We start from the raw sequence: 13,345 nt of genomic DNA on the forward strand, positions 1-13,345 counted from the left end.
CTGAGCGCTAATTGATGGAATACTCCACCGCTTTCGCGTAATCTCCCAAGGCATAGCAGGCTATTTTTAAGCTGCCAAGGGCTTGACGCTCTGCCTTAGAGTCGCAGAGTTGTCTGGCGATCGCTAAGCGTTGCTCATAATATTCCACCGCTTTGGCATAGTTGCCGAGGGATTCGTGGGCAACCCCCAAACTACCCAGCGCTTGTTCTGCGCCCCGATGGTCTTTGGCTGCTTGAACGAGCGCCAGTCGCTTTTGCAGATATTCGATCGCCTTAGGGTAGTTCTCTAATGCAGAGTAGGCACTCCCAAGATTCCTTAAAACTTGTCCCTCAGCCTTCTGGTCTTGCCTGGTTTGAGCGATCGCTAAGCGCTGTTCGTAGTAGACGATGGCTTTGCTGTAATCACCAAGGGCGTAGTAAGCATTGCCCAGGTTGCGCAACACTTGGCCCTCAATTTGTCCATCTTGGAGGTCTCGTGCGATCTGTAAGCTTTTCTGCTGGTATTCAATGGCTTTACTGCAATCTCCTAAAGCCTTGTAAGCCAAGCCTAAATTGTTGAGAGCTGCCACTTCGGCGCGACGGTCTTGAATTCCTTGAGCCACTCGTAAGCTTTGCTGAGAATATTCGATCGCTTTGGAGTGATCTTTCACGTGGCGGTAAGCATTACCGAGATGACCTAGTGCTTGGCCTTCGGCGCGGCAGTCTTGAAGTTGACGGGCGATCGCTAACCTTTGCTGAGCATACTCAACCGTTTTGCCATATTCGCCCAAGTCGTAATGAATATTGCTAAGGCTACCTAGGGCTTGTCCGATCCCTCTTAGATCTTTCAAATCTTGGTAGAGGATCAAAGCTTCGTGGCAAAATTGCAAAGCTATACCAGGCTGATTTACCTGGAGTCGTTCGGCTCCCTGCCTGAGTAAATTGTTGGCAACTAGCTGTTGAGGGTTATCTCCAATGGTCTGAATCCCCTCATTCGACTCGGTTGCTGTCAGAGTTCCTTGATCATCTCTCACAAGATCACCCATTAGCATCTAGCGCCTTGGTTAGTAGTAGCACTATTTATACCCGGAGCATAACTTATACTCAGAGCGTAACGCGTCGGATGAAGCCTAGAACTCAGTACCATCCTCAGGCTTGATCATCAAGTATTTGTCAAATCGCTAGTATTTATACTGAAAACTTAGTTTTTGGCCCCTGAGGTTGCGATCCTCGCTGTACTTATAACTTAGAGCGCGATCGCCAGTGGGGCAATACAGGAAGTCTGTAAGTGTGAAGCACTTGCCAATATAAAGTGCACTCAAAGCTATGAGTAAAAATTTAAGTAGTCTTGTAAATGAATCTTAGAAAACTCGAAAAATAAGCCTGCAAGGGCAGGCTAGTTGGCTCTAATTCGGTCTAAGTGAGAACTCAGCACCTGTCTGGCTCCTCCGACAAACTCTAGTCTTCGTGATCTTCAAAGGGATCGCTCAATTCCTTTGAAGGCGGACCAAAAGAGGTATAGATTGAAAGCCCTGTAATGGCAATGACAATGGCACAAACGGAAATGCTAAGAACTGTTGCGGGTTCCATAGGTTCGATCGATTATGAGGACTCTCCCTCTATAATATTACGAAGCATTAAAAAGTTCTGTCGAGATCCACATACAGGTGACCCATGGCTCAACGCACTTGGTTGGGAGATGTTCTCAAACCTTTGAATTCTGAATATGGTAAGGTCGCGCCCGGCTGGGGTACCACGCCATTGATGGGCGTTTTTATGCTGCTATTTTTTGTCTTCTTGTTGATCATCTTGCAGGTTTACAACTCCTCGCTATTGATTGAAAACGTCGATGTGGACTGGAGAAGCTTAGGCGGCTAGGGCTATTGAATGCCTAGAGCTTAAAGTTCAGTATCTAGATGTTCCCGGCTTCGACCGGGTTTTTTGTTGGCTTTATACTATAAAGAAGGCCAAACTGAGCAATGCTCCACAGAGAAACTGAGCCGTCCGGGATTTGACTAGGAGGAATTTGCGTGAATATTTTTGGCATCGGCCTACCGGAGATGGCACTGATTATGGTTTTGGCTCTGCTAATTTTTGGGCCAAAGAAGCTGCCAGAAATCGGTCGGAGTTTAGGAAAGGCGATTCGCGGTTTTCAAGACGCCTCTAAGGAGTTTGAAAATGAATTTAAGCGAGAAGCCGAACGACTAGAGCAAATTGTCACTGAGCCAATGGAGGCCAAGCTAGAACCTCCGTCTCAGCCTGTGCTCTCTCCTGCGGTTACCGAAACTACCGCTCAAGCAGAGACGGATGAGGTCGTGGCAGCAGTTTCTCCAGACGAAGTAAAGAGCTAGCCTGAATTGTTAGCGTCAAGATTTACTGCCTGTAGATTAGTAATTGAAAGCCAATGACAGAGCCTGCTTCGACGCCCAAACTGGTGGTGCCGCAATTAATTGTGGGGTTAGGAAATCCGGGCGCTAAGTACGAGCAAACCCGCCATAATATTGGTTTTGCTGCTATTGATGCTTTAGCCCGCACCTGGCACATTTCGCTATCGGAAAATCGTAAGTTCCAAGGTGTATTTGGCGAAGGGCCAGGTCTGCAAGGCAGTAAAATTCGCTTGCTCAAGCCGCTGACTTACATGAATCTTTCAGGACAGTCGATTCGAGCTGTGTTGGATTGGTATAAGTTGCCCCCAGAGTCAGTGCTGGTGATCTATGACGATATGGATTTGCCTGTGGGTAAAATCCGGTTGCGTCTGTCTGGCTCGGCGGGTGGGCAAAATGGGATGAAGTCAGCGATCGCTCACTTAGGTACCCAGAATTTCCCTCGTTTGCGAATTGGCATTGGTAGTCCCAAGGACGAAAATACGGCTACTCAAGATGCCGTATCTCACGTCTTAGGTCGGTTTGCGCCTACCGAGGCCCAAGTCATCACTCAAGTTTTAGAGATGACCGTAGACGCTGTAGAACTAAGTCTCAAGCAAGGCTTTGAAAAAGCCATGAGCCTCTACAACGGTCGTTCTGTTGTAAGTACCAAAGTTTGAACGACTTCTGTATTAGACGCTGAATCTGTGTTTTAACTGTTGGCTGAATAAACTGAACTCCGGTACATTGGCATTTACTGGATGGCCCCACTAAGTCGAACTAGCCTCAGATAGGGGTTAGTTCAATTCGTACCAAAGGCAGATCAAATCAGGTCTTTGGTTTTGCCACCATTGCAGGAGAAGCCTTTATGCTGGATAGTTCCGACCCTCTCTTCATGGCTGAGAGCGCTGCTACATCACTGGCGATTTTAGATCAAAGGCTGGTGAAACGGTGCCATATTCAGCTGCCTGACATGCCTAATCCGATGAGCGCCATTTGTTATCAAGGGTGCTTTTATAGTTATGTTCGGTTTTTTCCCTCACTGGAAACAGCTCAAAGGGCGGCTGGACGTTTGCTTACCAAAGGTAATGCGGTTGTCTTTACTCAGGTAGCGAAAGGTTTGGTATTGTGGGTGCTGGAAGCGGAGGCCCAGTTGGCTAGTAAGCCTGTAGTGAGATAAGTAGAGACTGTGAGTGCTAACCGTCTACCTGAAACCATTGCTCATGTCCGGATCACGCATCAGTCGTGGAATCAGGGCAAAATTGAGGGGGAAGTCAGAGCTAATCAATTTGAGTGGCAGTTTCAGTGGTGTTTTAAGCAAGGCAGCTTATTAGTGCAGCCTTCTCTCGGTAGAGCTTTGATCCAAGAACCTCTAGGGCGCTTTTTAGAGAAATGTGACTATCAACTAGAACCGGGTGGTGACTACTCGTTCACGATTCGCGCCCAGTTCTAAGCTTAAGTTTAAGCAGATGCGACTAGGCGTTCTAAGTAACGCTCAATCAATAGAATTGCCACAATATCATCGAGCGATCGCGGTGGGGTTCGCATCCCTTGAGGGATCAAACGATACAAGCCTTTAGGGGGGTACATCTTCCAGTAGCGATCGCGAGCTTCTAAGCTGCTGTAGCGCTCGTCTACCAAGACGACCCGGAGCGGATCGGGTAAATCATCACTTAGCTTTTGTTTCCAAGTTTTCGCAGTCGTTTGATCCCCCATCACTACGATCGAGATGGGTAGCTGTTTTTGGAGCTGTTGAATCGTAGCTACCACTTCATCCGCTGCAATAACTTGGTGGTAATGTAGCGTCCGGTCTACTCCCATCGCAGCTAAACCACATTTGTGGCGACCAGGATCGAAGCCTAAGATGATCGGCTGATCAGGATTGGGGGGAGGATTCAAGACCATGAAATTCTAATCATTTGCCAGCAGAACGAAGAAACGATCTAACTTGTCAGCGTTACTCTGCTTCATTGTAACGACCTGCCGTTACAAATCGTCAGGACTGACGAAGGGACTGGGAGAGGAATCGGACGGCTTGGAATTGGGGGCCTTTCCAGGGTAAGGGTCTGAATGTTGAAACTCAAAATTAGCGTCTTCTTGAGTCACGCTGTTGTTTGGATTGTTTGGATTAGGAGTGGCATTGTTGGGTTGAGGAGATGGACTGCTGTTGGGTTGAGGACGATTGGGTTGAGGAATGTCCCGACTAGTACTCAGCACCACTTGGCCATTCTGAATCGCTAACAACTCCACCTTCAGTGGGCCTGCTGTGTAGATCACACCCGTAGTGACAACCTTTAAATCGAGCGGCTGGCGATATTGCTTCAACTGCTCAGCAAAGCTCAAAATTGCCGTGACGCTAGGACCATTCGCAGCGATCTGTACTCCTTCCGTGAGTACTCCCGCGCCTCTGGCTCGAAACTCCGTGGCGGCTAGCAGCAGTTCGATCCGCTTTTGAATGTCGGCTTCAGTTAGGGTAGATGGATCAACTGAAGCGGCAGCAATGACATCACCAGACAGAAATGCCACTTGGTTGAACGTAGCGCTCGCCACCACCTGAACGCTCTTTTCTCCTAGGACATAGTTACCCGCTGAGAGAATTCTAATGACGTAATCGCGACCATCTTCAATTTGGTCAACCAGTTGTTCTACTTCCGGTCTGGTGATTTGAATAATCTGTTCGCTGACTTGACCAGCACCAGGACGGGTCAACTTGATAGCGTTACGATTTGCTTCTCGCAGTAATTGGTCTACTGCTTGCTGAGCGCCCGTGGGAGAAACGATCCGCACGACGCCTGCTGACAACACTTGTCCTCGGAAGAGAGCGACGTTGCCTTGGCGTAGGGTTTCATACTGCGCTTGATAGTACTGGTAGTACCGCTGCAAGGTTTGGACAGCTTTCTCTAGATTGGCCTGTTGAACCTCTAAATCTTTAGTTTCTTTAATCAAGTTTTGGCGCTCGTTATCCAGTCGGTCGATCTCGGAGCGGAGTCCCGTTGCTTGCTGAGAAACAGTGCTTAGTTGCGTTTGAGTTCGGTTTAGTTCTGCTTCGGTGCGGTCTTTGGCATCTTCAATCCGATCCTTTTCTGCTTCCGCGCGGCTCAGTTGGCTCTGAGTTTGATCGAGCTGAGCTTCGGTGCGGGCTCTTTCAGTCTCGACTCGGCCTAGCTGGGTTTGGGTACGATTTAGCTGTGCTTCTGTCGTCGCTTGCTTGGCGATCGCGGCCTTAAGAAACAAATTAATTCGATCCAGCCGTTGTTGAGCCGAAACTTGCTCGGCGCGGGCTTGGGTCAGCTCTTGCTCAACTTGATTTTTTTGAACTCTCGTCTTTGCTAAATCTTCTCGCGCTCTAGAGAGGTTTTTCTGAATTTTGCCCAATTCAAAAACGCCAGTCCGGAGTTGATCACTCACAGCAAACAAAATGGCGAGTGTAGAAGCGGAAATGATGCCACCCGTGACAATCGTCACCAAGACTGCGGTTTTGCGGGGACGCAAGTTAAACAAGCTGAGGCGAGCCTTGCCTACGCGCGTACCGATGCGATCGCCCACCGTTGCGATCACACCCCCCAACACCAAGATTGCCACAATTAAGATGTACCCGCTGGTCATCTACCCTCAGGAAGCCATTTGGCTCACACCCAACTCAGATACAGCCTATCTCATGCCCTGGAAGTTTTGTGTGCCATCACACCTGTAGGACGACAACAAGCAGACCCAGATAGCAAAAGTTGCTGCCTTGCCTCAGCGTCAGGAGAGCATCACGGCTCTCTTTGTTTCCTCGCAGGAGTGCCATGAAGCACCTTCCTCGGCCAGAGAGCTGTATTCAAGTCGCTGTAAGCGCTTGTTATTACTAGAGGTTAACCATAGCAGATCAACTGAACTGTTGACTGAGAGCGACGGGATTATGAACCGTAATTTTTTTCTTATGGATGGAAATCATCTTCTCCTGTCGCAGATCTCCAAGTAGGCGCGTGACTGTGACGCGGGTGGAACCAATCGCTTCTGCGATCGCCTGATGCGACAATTTCAAGTCAATTGTGATCCCGTCAGGGCCAGGAACGCCGAAGTCACGACAGAGGATGAGCAAGAAGCTGACCAAGCGTGATCCCATATCCCGGTGGGCTAAGGTTTCGATCATCATCTCAGTTTGCAAGATGCGCGAAGACAACCCTTGCAACATCAGCATCGACAGCTCTGGGTTATCCTTGAGAGCTTTTTCCACTTGTTCAATGGGCACCGACAGTAATTCCGCCGGAGTAAAAGCAACTGCGTGATAAAAGCGATCGGAACGATTGCCCGTAATCAGCGAGAGAACCCCAAAAACACTATTTTCTCGCAGCAAAGCTACGGTGATTTCTTCGCCCGCTTCATAAACGCGAGACAGTTTGACCGCACCTCGGACCAAAAAGTAGACACGCTCCGCTGGATCACCGGGGAAGAAAATCGTCTTGCCTCGATCAAACGTTTCGATCACGGGAGGAAATGCTCCGCCTCCCAGTTGACGAAACACAGATGCTAACGGCCTATCCTGCGTCATTACCATATCCTTTTACCTTTTCGATGCCCTTCTCCAACCTTCATGGGCCGCTCGTCTGGAGATGAACCTTACGAAGGTGAGCCAACTGTAAGCAATTGATGACTTTAGAACACTTAAACTTACTCTAGAGTCATTTTTTGTTCTATTTGATACACAATCTGCCAGCGATCGCCAATGGCTGAAGAATTTAACTGCTGTTTCGAGGACCACAAACGAACGGATCTTGGCTGTCAGCGGCCTATTTAGACCCTATCTTACTCCCCCTAAAGACAGATATCTCGTGATAGGACTCAAGGCAGCGTATCACCCTACCAGCAACAGTCGATGTCAATATCTTTAAGCCCCCATCTTTGAGTATTCTCGTAATTGCCCTTAACGAAGAGATTGCCATGCTGGATCTGACCGGAAAAAATGCCTTAGTCACAGGCATTGCTAACAATCGCTCAATTGCTTGGGGAATTGCCCAACAACTCCATAAAGCGGGTGCCAACCTAGGGATTACCTATCTGCCCGATGAGCGGGGCAAGATGGAAAAAAAAGTAGCAGAATTGGTTGAACCGCTACAACCCAGCTTGTTTGTGCCTTGCAATGTGCAAGATGATGCTCAGATTCAGTCCACCTTTGAGACTGTGAAGGAGAAGTGGGGCAAGCTAGATATCTTGGTTCACTGTCTGGCCTTTGCCAACAAAGATGACTTATCTGGCCACTTTAGCAACACCTCGCGGCCAGGATTTACCACAGCCTTAGACATCAGCACTTATTCCTTAATTCAGCTCAGTGGTGCCGCTAAACCCCTGATGACAGAAGGCGGCAGCATTGTCACTCTGACTTATTTGGGCGGGGTGCGTGTGGTGCCCAACTATAACGTTATGGGCATTGCCAAAGCGGGCTTAGAAATGAGCGTTAAATACTTGGCGGCAGAACTAGGCCCCCACAATATTCGAGTCAATGGCATTTCTGCGGGCCCAATTAGAACTCTCGCCTCCTCTGCGGTTGGGGGAATTCTGGACATGATTCATCATGTGGAAGAAGTGGCACCCCTGCGGCGCACTGTGACTCAACTAGAAGTTGGCAATACAGCGGCGTTCCTATGCAGTGATTTGTCCAGCGGTATGACAGGGCAAATCCTCTATGTTGATTCTGGCTATGAGATCATGGGGATGTAGTGGTTGCCATTCAGTGACTACAACCGTTTGGCCTGCCTGTGCAGGCTCAAAGTTTCTTACTTCCTGTTTCTACTTCTCAGTTTTTACTTCCCACTATTGAGTAGGGCCTATGCAGACTAGCATTCATGAAGCGTCTTCCCAAGAGAACCGCACAGCCTTCGAGCAGGCCAACGGAGCATCATTAGAACCCGTATTTTCAGGACGAGTGGCCTCAGTCAGTCGCAAAACGGGTGAGACAGATGTGCATGTCACCATTAATTTGGATGGACAGGGTCGCTGTGTAGCCGCCACAGGTATTCCATTTCTCGACCACATGTTGCATCAGATTGCTTCGCATGGGCTGTTTGACCTAGAGGTGCGAGCGACGGGTGACTTAGAAATTGATGACCATCACACCAACGAAGATGTGGGCATTACCCTGGGTCAAGCTCTAGCTAAAGCCTTGGGCGATCGCAAAGGCATTGTCCGGTTTGGCAATTTCCTCGCGCCCTTGGACGAAGCTCTAATCCAGGTAGCTCTAGATTTGTCTGGTCGGCCTCACATTAGCTATGGCCTGCAAATCCCTACCGAACGAGTCGGCACTTACGACACGCAACTAGTACGGGAATTCTTTGTGGCAGTGGTGAATCACAGCCAGATGACGCTGCACATCCGTCAGCTAGATGGCATCAACTCACACCATATTATTGAGGCTACTTTCAAAGCCTTTGCCCGTGCTTTGCGCGTTGCTACAGAAACCGATCCCCGTCGGGCTCACACTATTCCTAGCTCTAAAGGCGTCTTGTAAGTTCTACTGCTCAAAAACTTTAACTGTTGGTAGAGCATGGCAATCTGCGGAAGCTCCACTCCTGCGGCTTGGGCAGCTCGTAGTGGGTTGCCAAAAATTGCCTCAACTTCCAGAGATCTGCCTTCGTCATAGTCAATTTTCATGCTGGTGCGGTAGGGCTTCATCTTTATCGTGTCATCCAGCATCTTTTGAATAAAATCATCGGCGATCGCGCGACTCTGCACTTTTGCTCCTAAGGCAACTTCTCGCATCAATTGCTCTGCCAAAGTATAAGTGTAGCGATCGGCCATCAGCGCATCAGTTGTGGCGTTGAGTACCACTGACAAGCCGTTGAAGGGAATATTCCAAACCAGCTTGCGCCAGCGGGCTAGGAGTAGGTCTGCCGCCAACTGGATCGAGATGCTCGCCTGGATAAAGTCTTGAGCGATCTGAGACATGCGCTCTGTGACACCACCCGCCTGATAGTTTGCTGCGTACTCACCTAAGGTAATGGCTCCGTAGTCAAGGTGGCGAATGTGGCCAGGACCCACTTTGTTGGAACAAATAAAGCACAGTCCACCCATGACGCGCTCCGCACCAACAACTTGAGCTACTTCCGCTTCTAAGCCCAAGCCATTTTGCAGCACTAAGACAACACCATCTTCTTTGAGCACCCGAGGAAGTAGGGCTGGCAACAAGTGATTGTGGGTACTTTTGAGTGCCACCACCACTACATCGCAGCGAGGCATCTCCTCGACTCGACGGTAAGCAAAGACCTGAGGCAGCGTGAAATTTCCCTCAGGTGACTCGATCATTAATCCTTGCTGCTGCACCTGTTCGTAGTCACTTCTGAGCAAGAAATGAACTTCTGTGCCTGCTTGCTGAAGTCGGGCTCCATAAAAGCCCCCTAATGCTCCTGTACCTAAAATTGCATAACGACGATTGGGCGCAGCACCCAAAGAGGCCCCCATTGCTCCTAACTCCCTGCTTGCTCCTGTTCAAACATACTGTAATGAGGGGATGTGGCCCTAGGCTGACTAGAGCTTTATGGGTCGCAAGGCGGATTTAGGGACAGCCTAGAGAACAGACGGCTATCATGGTAGGCATTGATATTTATGAACAATTATCAATGATTGTTTCTGAATCGGGTTGGTCCAAAATCAAGTCATCTTTCACAGAAAAAGTTTTCTTTGGGCAGGAGCCAAGCGCAGAGTTAACAGCGATTTTGTTGGTTTACTTTGTGCAAGGCATTCTCGGCTTGGCTCGCTTAGCCATTAGCTTCTTTCTCAAAGATGAGTTAGGGATTGGTCCAGCGCAAGTATCAGCTTTGATGGGGATTGCGGCGCTGCCCTGGATGATTAAGCCTGTCTTTGGCTTTGTTTCCGATGGGTTGCCCATTTTTGGCTATCGTCGCCGCCCTTACCTAATTTTGTCGGGCGTGCTAGGAGCAAGCTCCTGGATTGCTCTGGCTACGGTGGTGCATACGGCTTGGGCTGCTACACTCGCGATCGCCCTTGGTTCGCTGTCTGTAGCGGTTAGCGACGTGATTGTGGACTCGCTGGTGGTAGAGCGAGCCCGCGAGGAGTCGGTGAGTACTGCGGGGTCGCTGCAATCTTTGTGTTGGGGCTCTTCGGCGCTAGGGGGGCTGTTGACTGCTTACTTTAGTGGCTCCTTGCTACAGCGCTTTGATGCTCATACCATCTTCGCTATTACCGCTTCCTTTCCTCTCATTGTCTCAGCCGTAGCTGGCCTGATCGCTGAGTCCCGCGTCAGTGCCAGGCCCAACTGGTCAGTGGTGAGTCATCAATTAGGTCAGTTGCGCCAAGCAGTGACGCAGAAGGCAATTTGGTTACCCACAGCTTTTCTCTTTCTTTGGCAAGCCACCCCCACTGCTGATTCTGCTTTTTTCTACTTCACAACCAATGAGCTGGGATTTCAACCCGAGTTCTTAGGGCGGGTACGGTTGGTCACGAGTTTGGCGTCTTTGGTAGGAATCTGGCTATTTCAGCGTTTTTTCAAAGAAGTACCGTTTCGCGCCTTTTTCGGCTGGACGACATTGCTCTCGGCTGTGTTGGGCATGAGTATGCTGCTGCTTGTAACCCACGCCAACCGAGCTTTAGGAATTGATGACCATTGGTTTAGCTTGGGCGACAGCTTAATTCTGACGGTGATGGGCCAGATTGCCTACATGCCCGTCTTAGTGTTAGCGGCACGTCTCTGTCCTGCGGGGGTAGAAGCGACTCTGTTTGCCTTGCTAATGTCAATTACAAATCTAGCAGGGCTGGTGTCCTACGAACTGGGAGCTGTGTTGATGCACTGGTTAGAGATTACCGAAACCAATTTCAGCTCTCTCTGGTTGCTGGTGCTAATTACCAATCTCAGTACCTTGTTGCCACTACCATTTTTAGGTTGGCTGCCAGGAGCTGACCCGAAGACAGAGTCTGGGACTGCCAGTTTGCAAGCCACACCCGCTATTGAGCGAGACCTATCGACTACCAAGCAATTAGGTCAGCCATTTTTGCCAGATTTGATGTCGGAATGGGTACCGCAGTCGATGCGGGAGCCTGTGGAAGAAACCATTGATTAATCATTTGGTTTGCAAGTTTTGAACTCGTTTTAATTAAACTTCGCTGATTACGGACTATGCAGAGTTTTCAGCTCCAAGAGCGTGCCACAACTGTCCCAATTGATCCTTACAATCCTCAGGATTGGCAAAAAGGCTATCGTTCCTTACCTAAGGAGTACGACTACCGCATTGATGAGGTGGAGGGCGAAATTCCTCCCGAGCTCCAAGGTACTTTGTTCCGTAACGGCCCAGGATTGCTTGACGTCAATGGTCAGTTGTTGCACCACCCTTTTGATGGCGATGGCATGATCTGCGCGATCGCCTTTAAGGACGGTCAAGCCCATTTCCGCAATCGCTTTGTTCGTACCGAAGGCTTCCAGAAAGAACAAAAAGCTGGCAAAATCCTCCATCGCGGCGTATTTGGCACCCAAAGGCCAGGGGGACCACTGGCGAATGCCTTTGACTTCAACCTCAAAAATATTGCCAACACGCAAGTGATTTACTGGGGTGGCAAGCTGTTGGCGCTATGGGAAGCAGCCGAACCACATCGGCTTGATCCACAGACGCTAGAGACTTTAGGCCGAGAATATTTGGATGGCGTCTTGTCTCCGGGGTCAGCGTTTGCTGCTCACCCGTGGATTGATCCGGGCTGTGCTCAAGAGAATGGCGCTCCCTGTTTAGTTAACTTCGCGATTAAACCTGGGCTATCGACCAACATTACGGTCTATGAGCTGAATCCAGACGGTAAAGTCGTGCGGCAATCGGTCCACTCAGTGCCTGGATTTGCCTTCATTCACGATTTTGCGATTACACCAAACTATTGTGTGTTTTTCCAAAATCCGGTGCACTTTAATCCCTTGCCCTTTGCCTTGGGGTTACGCGGAGCCGCAGAGTGCATCACTTTCCAACCAGAGCAACCGACCCGAATCTTGGTAATTCCTCGACGCACTTCAGAGTCGATGCAGATCTTAGAAACCAAATCGGGATTTGTCTTCCACCATGCCAATGCCTTTGAGCAAGATGGGTCGATCTACGTTGATTCGGTTTGCTACGAAGCTTTTCCAGAAGTAGAACCTGGCTCGGATTTCCGAGAAGTCGATTTTGCCAGCTTAGCGCCGGGGCATCTGTGGCGGTTCCACCTAGATCTCGCAGGCAAGCAAGTTGAGCGACAACTTATAGAAAGCCGTTGTTGCGAGTTTCCCTTTGTGCATCCATCCAAAGCAGGCCGTCCCTACCGTTATGCCTATTTAGGCGCGGCCCATGCAGCAACTGGGAATGCACCTTTGCAAGCGATCCTGAAAGTAGATTTGGAGTCGAGCGATCGCCAACTTTGGAGTGCAGCGCCCCAAGGCTATGTCGGTGAACCCGTGTTTGTGCCCCGCTCGGGTTATAACGAGCAAGGATTACCGCAGGCTGAGATGACCGGGGAAGAAGATGACGGTTGGGTGTTGACCTTGGTTTATGACTCGAAGCGGGAGCGATCGGATGTCGTGATTCTGGATGCTCGCGACCTCAACCAAGGACCCGTCGCGCGGTTGCATCTGAAGCATCATGTGCCCTACGGCTTGCATGGTACCTTCACCCCTGCCTACTTTGGACGCGATCGCTAGCCTGGAATGCCTCACACGCGCTGGTTTCTACCCAGTTGCGATCGCCTAGCTGGCACCACCTCAAGTTCATTAGCACTGATTGCTTATCTTAAAGACTTGATGAACTTTGTGTGCCAGCTATGGCTGATTCTCGGCACTTGGATGAAGATGGGACAGAAAAGCCCGTATAGATACTTAGGTATTTGTAGCTAAAGCAAGATTAGAAGATAACTACTTGCTGCTAGCAGGGTTTCAGCGCCATAGGGGCTGCTCCTAGAACGAGTGAGCTGAAGATGTGTTAAGACAGTGTTACGAAACTCTGCCTCGCTGATTTAGCCAAGCTCAAGCTAAGGTCCAACCCTGTCCTTTCGTACTGATTGAAA

The 13,345-nt window shown here is 49.6% G+C and carries 15 protein-coding genes; 9 read left to right on the top strand and 6 right to left on the bottom strand.

Annotation, left to right across the window (positions count from 1 at the left end):
- Positions 1-7: 7 nt before the first annotated feature.
- Both NDA01_RS01630 and psbN read right to left on the bottom strand, forming a co-directional pair.
- On the bottom strand, positions 8-1,024 hold the full coding sequence (locus tag NDA01_RS01630; RefSeq protein ID WP_348226636.1) for a tetratricopeptide repeat protein: 1,017 nt from the start codon (positions 1,022-1,024) through the stop codon (positions 8-10).
- A 412-nt stretch (positions 1,025-1,436) separates the two neighbouring features.
- The gene (gene psbN / locus NDA01_RS01635) at positions 1,437-1,568 is read right to left on the bottom strand and encodes a photosystem II reaction center protein PsbN (protein WP_190433980.1); all 132 of its coding nucleotides are present in this window, start codon (positions 1,566-1,568) and stop codon (positions 1,437-1,439) included.
- 84 nt (positions 1,569-1,652) lie between these two features.
- Here psbN and psbH point away from each other — a divergent pair, with 84 nt between their 5' ends.
- The 5 genes from psbH to NDA01_RS01660 all read left to right on the top strand — a co-directional run bounded on the left by psbH (position 1,653) and on the right by NDA01_RS01660 (position 3,794).
- The gene (gene psbH / locus NDA01_RS01640; protein ID WP_190433979.1) at positions 1,653-1,856 is read left to right on the top strand and encodes a photosystem II reaction center phosphoprotein PsbH; all 204 of its coding nucleotides are present in this window, start codon (positions 1,653-1,655) and stop codon (positions 1,854-1,856) included.
- A 152-nt stretch (positions 1,857-2,008) separates the two neighbouring features.
- A complete protein-coding gene (locus NDA01_RS01645; RefSeq protein ID WP_190554591.1) occupies positions 2,009-2,329 on the top strand; it encodes a TatA/E family twin arginine-targeting protein translocase in 321 nt (106 codons plus the stop codon).
- Between the two features lie 53 nt (positions 2,330-2,382).
- Positions 2,383-3,021, top strand: coding sequence for an aminoacyl-tRNA hydrolase (pth, locus tag NDA01_RS01650; protein WP_348226637.1), 639 nt, complete (start codon positions 2,383-2,385; stop codon positions 3,019-3,021).
- A gap of 188 nt (positions 3,022-3,209) precedes the next feature.
- Complete coding sequence (locus NDA01_RS01655) at positions 3,210-3,521, top strand: hypothetical protein (protein WP_348226638.1); 312 nt, start codon at positions 3,210-3,212, stop codon at positions 3,519-3,521.
- A 9-nt stretch (positions 3,522-3,530) separates the two neighbouring features.
- Positions 3,531-3,794: a DUF3146 family protein gene (locus NDA01_RS01660; protein ID WP_348226639.1), complete on the top strand. Its 264-nt coding sequence runs from the start codon at positions 3,531-3,533 to the stop codon at positions 3,792-3,794.
- Positions 3,795-3,802: 8 nt separating this feature from the next.
- On the opposite strand, the gene NDA01_RS01665 is transcribed toward NDA01_RS01660, so the two are convergent.
- From NDA01_RS01665 to ntcA, 3 genes are all read right to left on the bottom strand, one after another.
- A complete protein-coding gene (locus tag NDA01_RS01665; protein ID WP_190433971.1) occupies positions 3,803-4,246 on the bottom strand; it encodes a pre-16S rRNA-processing nuclease YqgF in 444 nt (147 codons plus the stop codon).
- Between the two features lie 81 nt (positions 4,247-4,327).
- A complete protein-coding gene (locus NDA01_RS01670) occupies positions 4,328-5,947 on the bottom strand; it encodes a DUF3084 family protein (RefSeq protein ID WP_348226640.1) in 1,620 nt (539 codons plus the stop codon).
- A 262-nt stretch (positions 5,948-6,209) separates the two neighbouring features.
- Positions 6,210-6,875, bottom strand: coding sequence for a global nitrogen regulator NtcA (gene ntcA / locus NDA01_RS01675; protein WP_431193285.1), 666 nt, complete (start codon positions 6,873-6,875; stop codon positions 6,210-6,212).
- 350 nt (positions 6,876-7,225) lie between these two features.
- On the opposite strand from ntcA, the gene fabI reads away from it, so the two are divergent.
- Both fabI and hisB read left to right on the top strand, forming a co-directional pair.
- The gene (gene fabI / locus NDA01_RS01680) at positions 7,226-8,041 is read left to right on the top strand and encodes an enoyl-ACP reductase FabI (protein WP_431193286.1); all 816 of its coding nucleotides are present in this window, start codon (positions 7,226-7,228) and stop codon (positions 8,039-8,041) included.
- A 109-nt stretch (positions 8,042-8,150) separates the two neighbouring features.
- Entirely contained in the window at positions 8,151-8,828 is a 678-nt protein-coding gene (hisB, locus tag NDA01_RS01685) for an imidazoleglycerol-phosphate dehydratase HisB (RefSeq protein WP_190554594.1), read from the top strand.
- Here hisB and NDA01_RS01690 read toward each other — a convergent pair.
- Positions 8,795-9,778 carry a putative 2-dehydropantoate 2-reductase gene (locus tag NDA01_RS01690; RefSeq protein ID WP_348226641.1) on the bottom strand — a complete coding sequence of 328 codons (984 nt, stop codon included), beginning with the start codon at positions 9,776-9,778 and terminating at the stop codon, positions 8,795-8,797. The genes hisB and NDA01_RS01690 overlap by 34 nt on opposite strands.
- Before the next feature lie 125 nt (positions 9,779-9,903).
- Between NDA01_RS01690 and NDA01_RS01695 the strand changes: the two genes are divergently transcribed.
- Complete coding sequence (locus NDA01_RS01695; RefSeq protein WP_431193287.1) at positions 9,904-11,394, top strand: folate/biopterin family MFS transporter; 1,491 nt, start codon at positions 9,904-9,906, stop codon at positions 11,392-11,394.
- Positions 11,395-11,450: 56 nt separating this feature from the next.
- The gene (locus tag NDA01_RS01700; protein ID WP_348226642.1) at positions 11,451-12,983 is read left to right on the top strand and encodes a carotenoid oxygenase family protein; all 1,533 of its coding nucleotides are present in this window, start codon (positions 11,451-11,453) and stop codon (positions 12,981-12,983) included.
- The last annotated feature ends 362 nt before the right edge of the window (positions 12,984-13,345 follow it).

The sequence above is a fragment of the Trichocoleus desertorum AS-A10 genome, assembly GCF_039962155.1.
Lineage (GTDB): Bacteria > Cyanobacteriota > Cyanobacteriia > FACHB-46 > FACHB-46 > Trichocoleus.

Coding starts and splice junctions, on each gene's coding strand:
- NDA01_RS01630 (WP_348226636.1), bottom strand. CDS start 1,024: ATGGGTGATCTTGTGAGAGATGATCAAGGAACTCTGACAGCAACCGAG.
- psbN (WP_190433980.1), bottom strand. CDS start 1,568: ATGGAACCCGCAACAGTTCTTAGCATTTCCGTTTGTGCCATTGTCATT.
- psbH (WP_190433979.1), top strand. CDS start 1,653: ATGGCTCAACGCACTTGGTTGGGAGATGTTCTCAAACCTTTGAATTCT.
- pth (WP_348226637.1), top strand. CDS start 2,383: ATGACAGAGCCTGCTTCGACGCCCAAACTGGTGGTGCCGCAATTAATT.
- NDA01_RS01655 (WP_348226638.1), top strand. CDS start 3,210: ATGCTGGATAGTTCCGACCCTCTCTTCATGGCTGAGAGCGCTGCTACA.
- NDA01_RS01665 (WP_190433971.1), bottom strand. CDS start 4,246: ATGGTCTTGAATCCTCCCCCCAATCCTGATCAGCCGATCATCTTAGGC.
- NDA01_RS01670 (WP_348226640.1), bottom strand. CDS start 5,947: ATGACCAGCGGGTACATCTTAATTGTGGCAATCTTGGTGTTGGGGGGT.
- ntcA (WP_431193285.1), bottom strand. CDS start 6,875: ATGACGCAGGATAGGCCGTTAGCATCTGTGTTTCGTCAACTGGGAGGC.
- hisB (WP_190554594.1), top strand. CDS start 8,151: ATGCAGACTAGCATTCATGAAGCGTCTTCCCAAGAGAACCGCACAGCC.
- NDA01_RS01690 (WP_348226641.1), bottom strand. CDS start 9,778: ATGGGGGCCTCTTTGGGTGCTGCGCCCAATCGTCGTTATGCAATTTTA.
- NDA01_RS01695 (WP_431193287.1), top strand. CDS start 9,904: ATGGTAGGCATTGATATTTATGAACAATTATCAATGATTGTTTCTGAA.
- NDA01_RS01700 (WP_348226642.1), top strand. CDS start 11,451: ATGCAGAGTTTTCAGCTCCAAGAGCGTGCCACAACTGTCCCAATTGAT.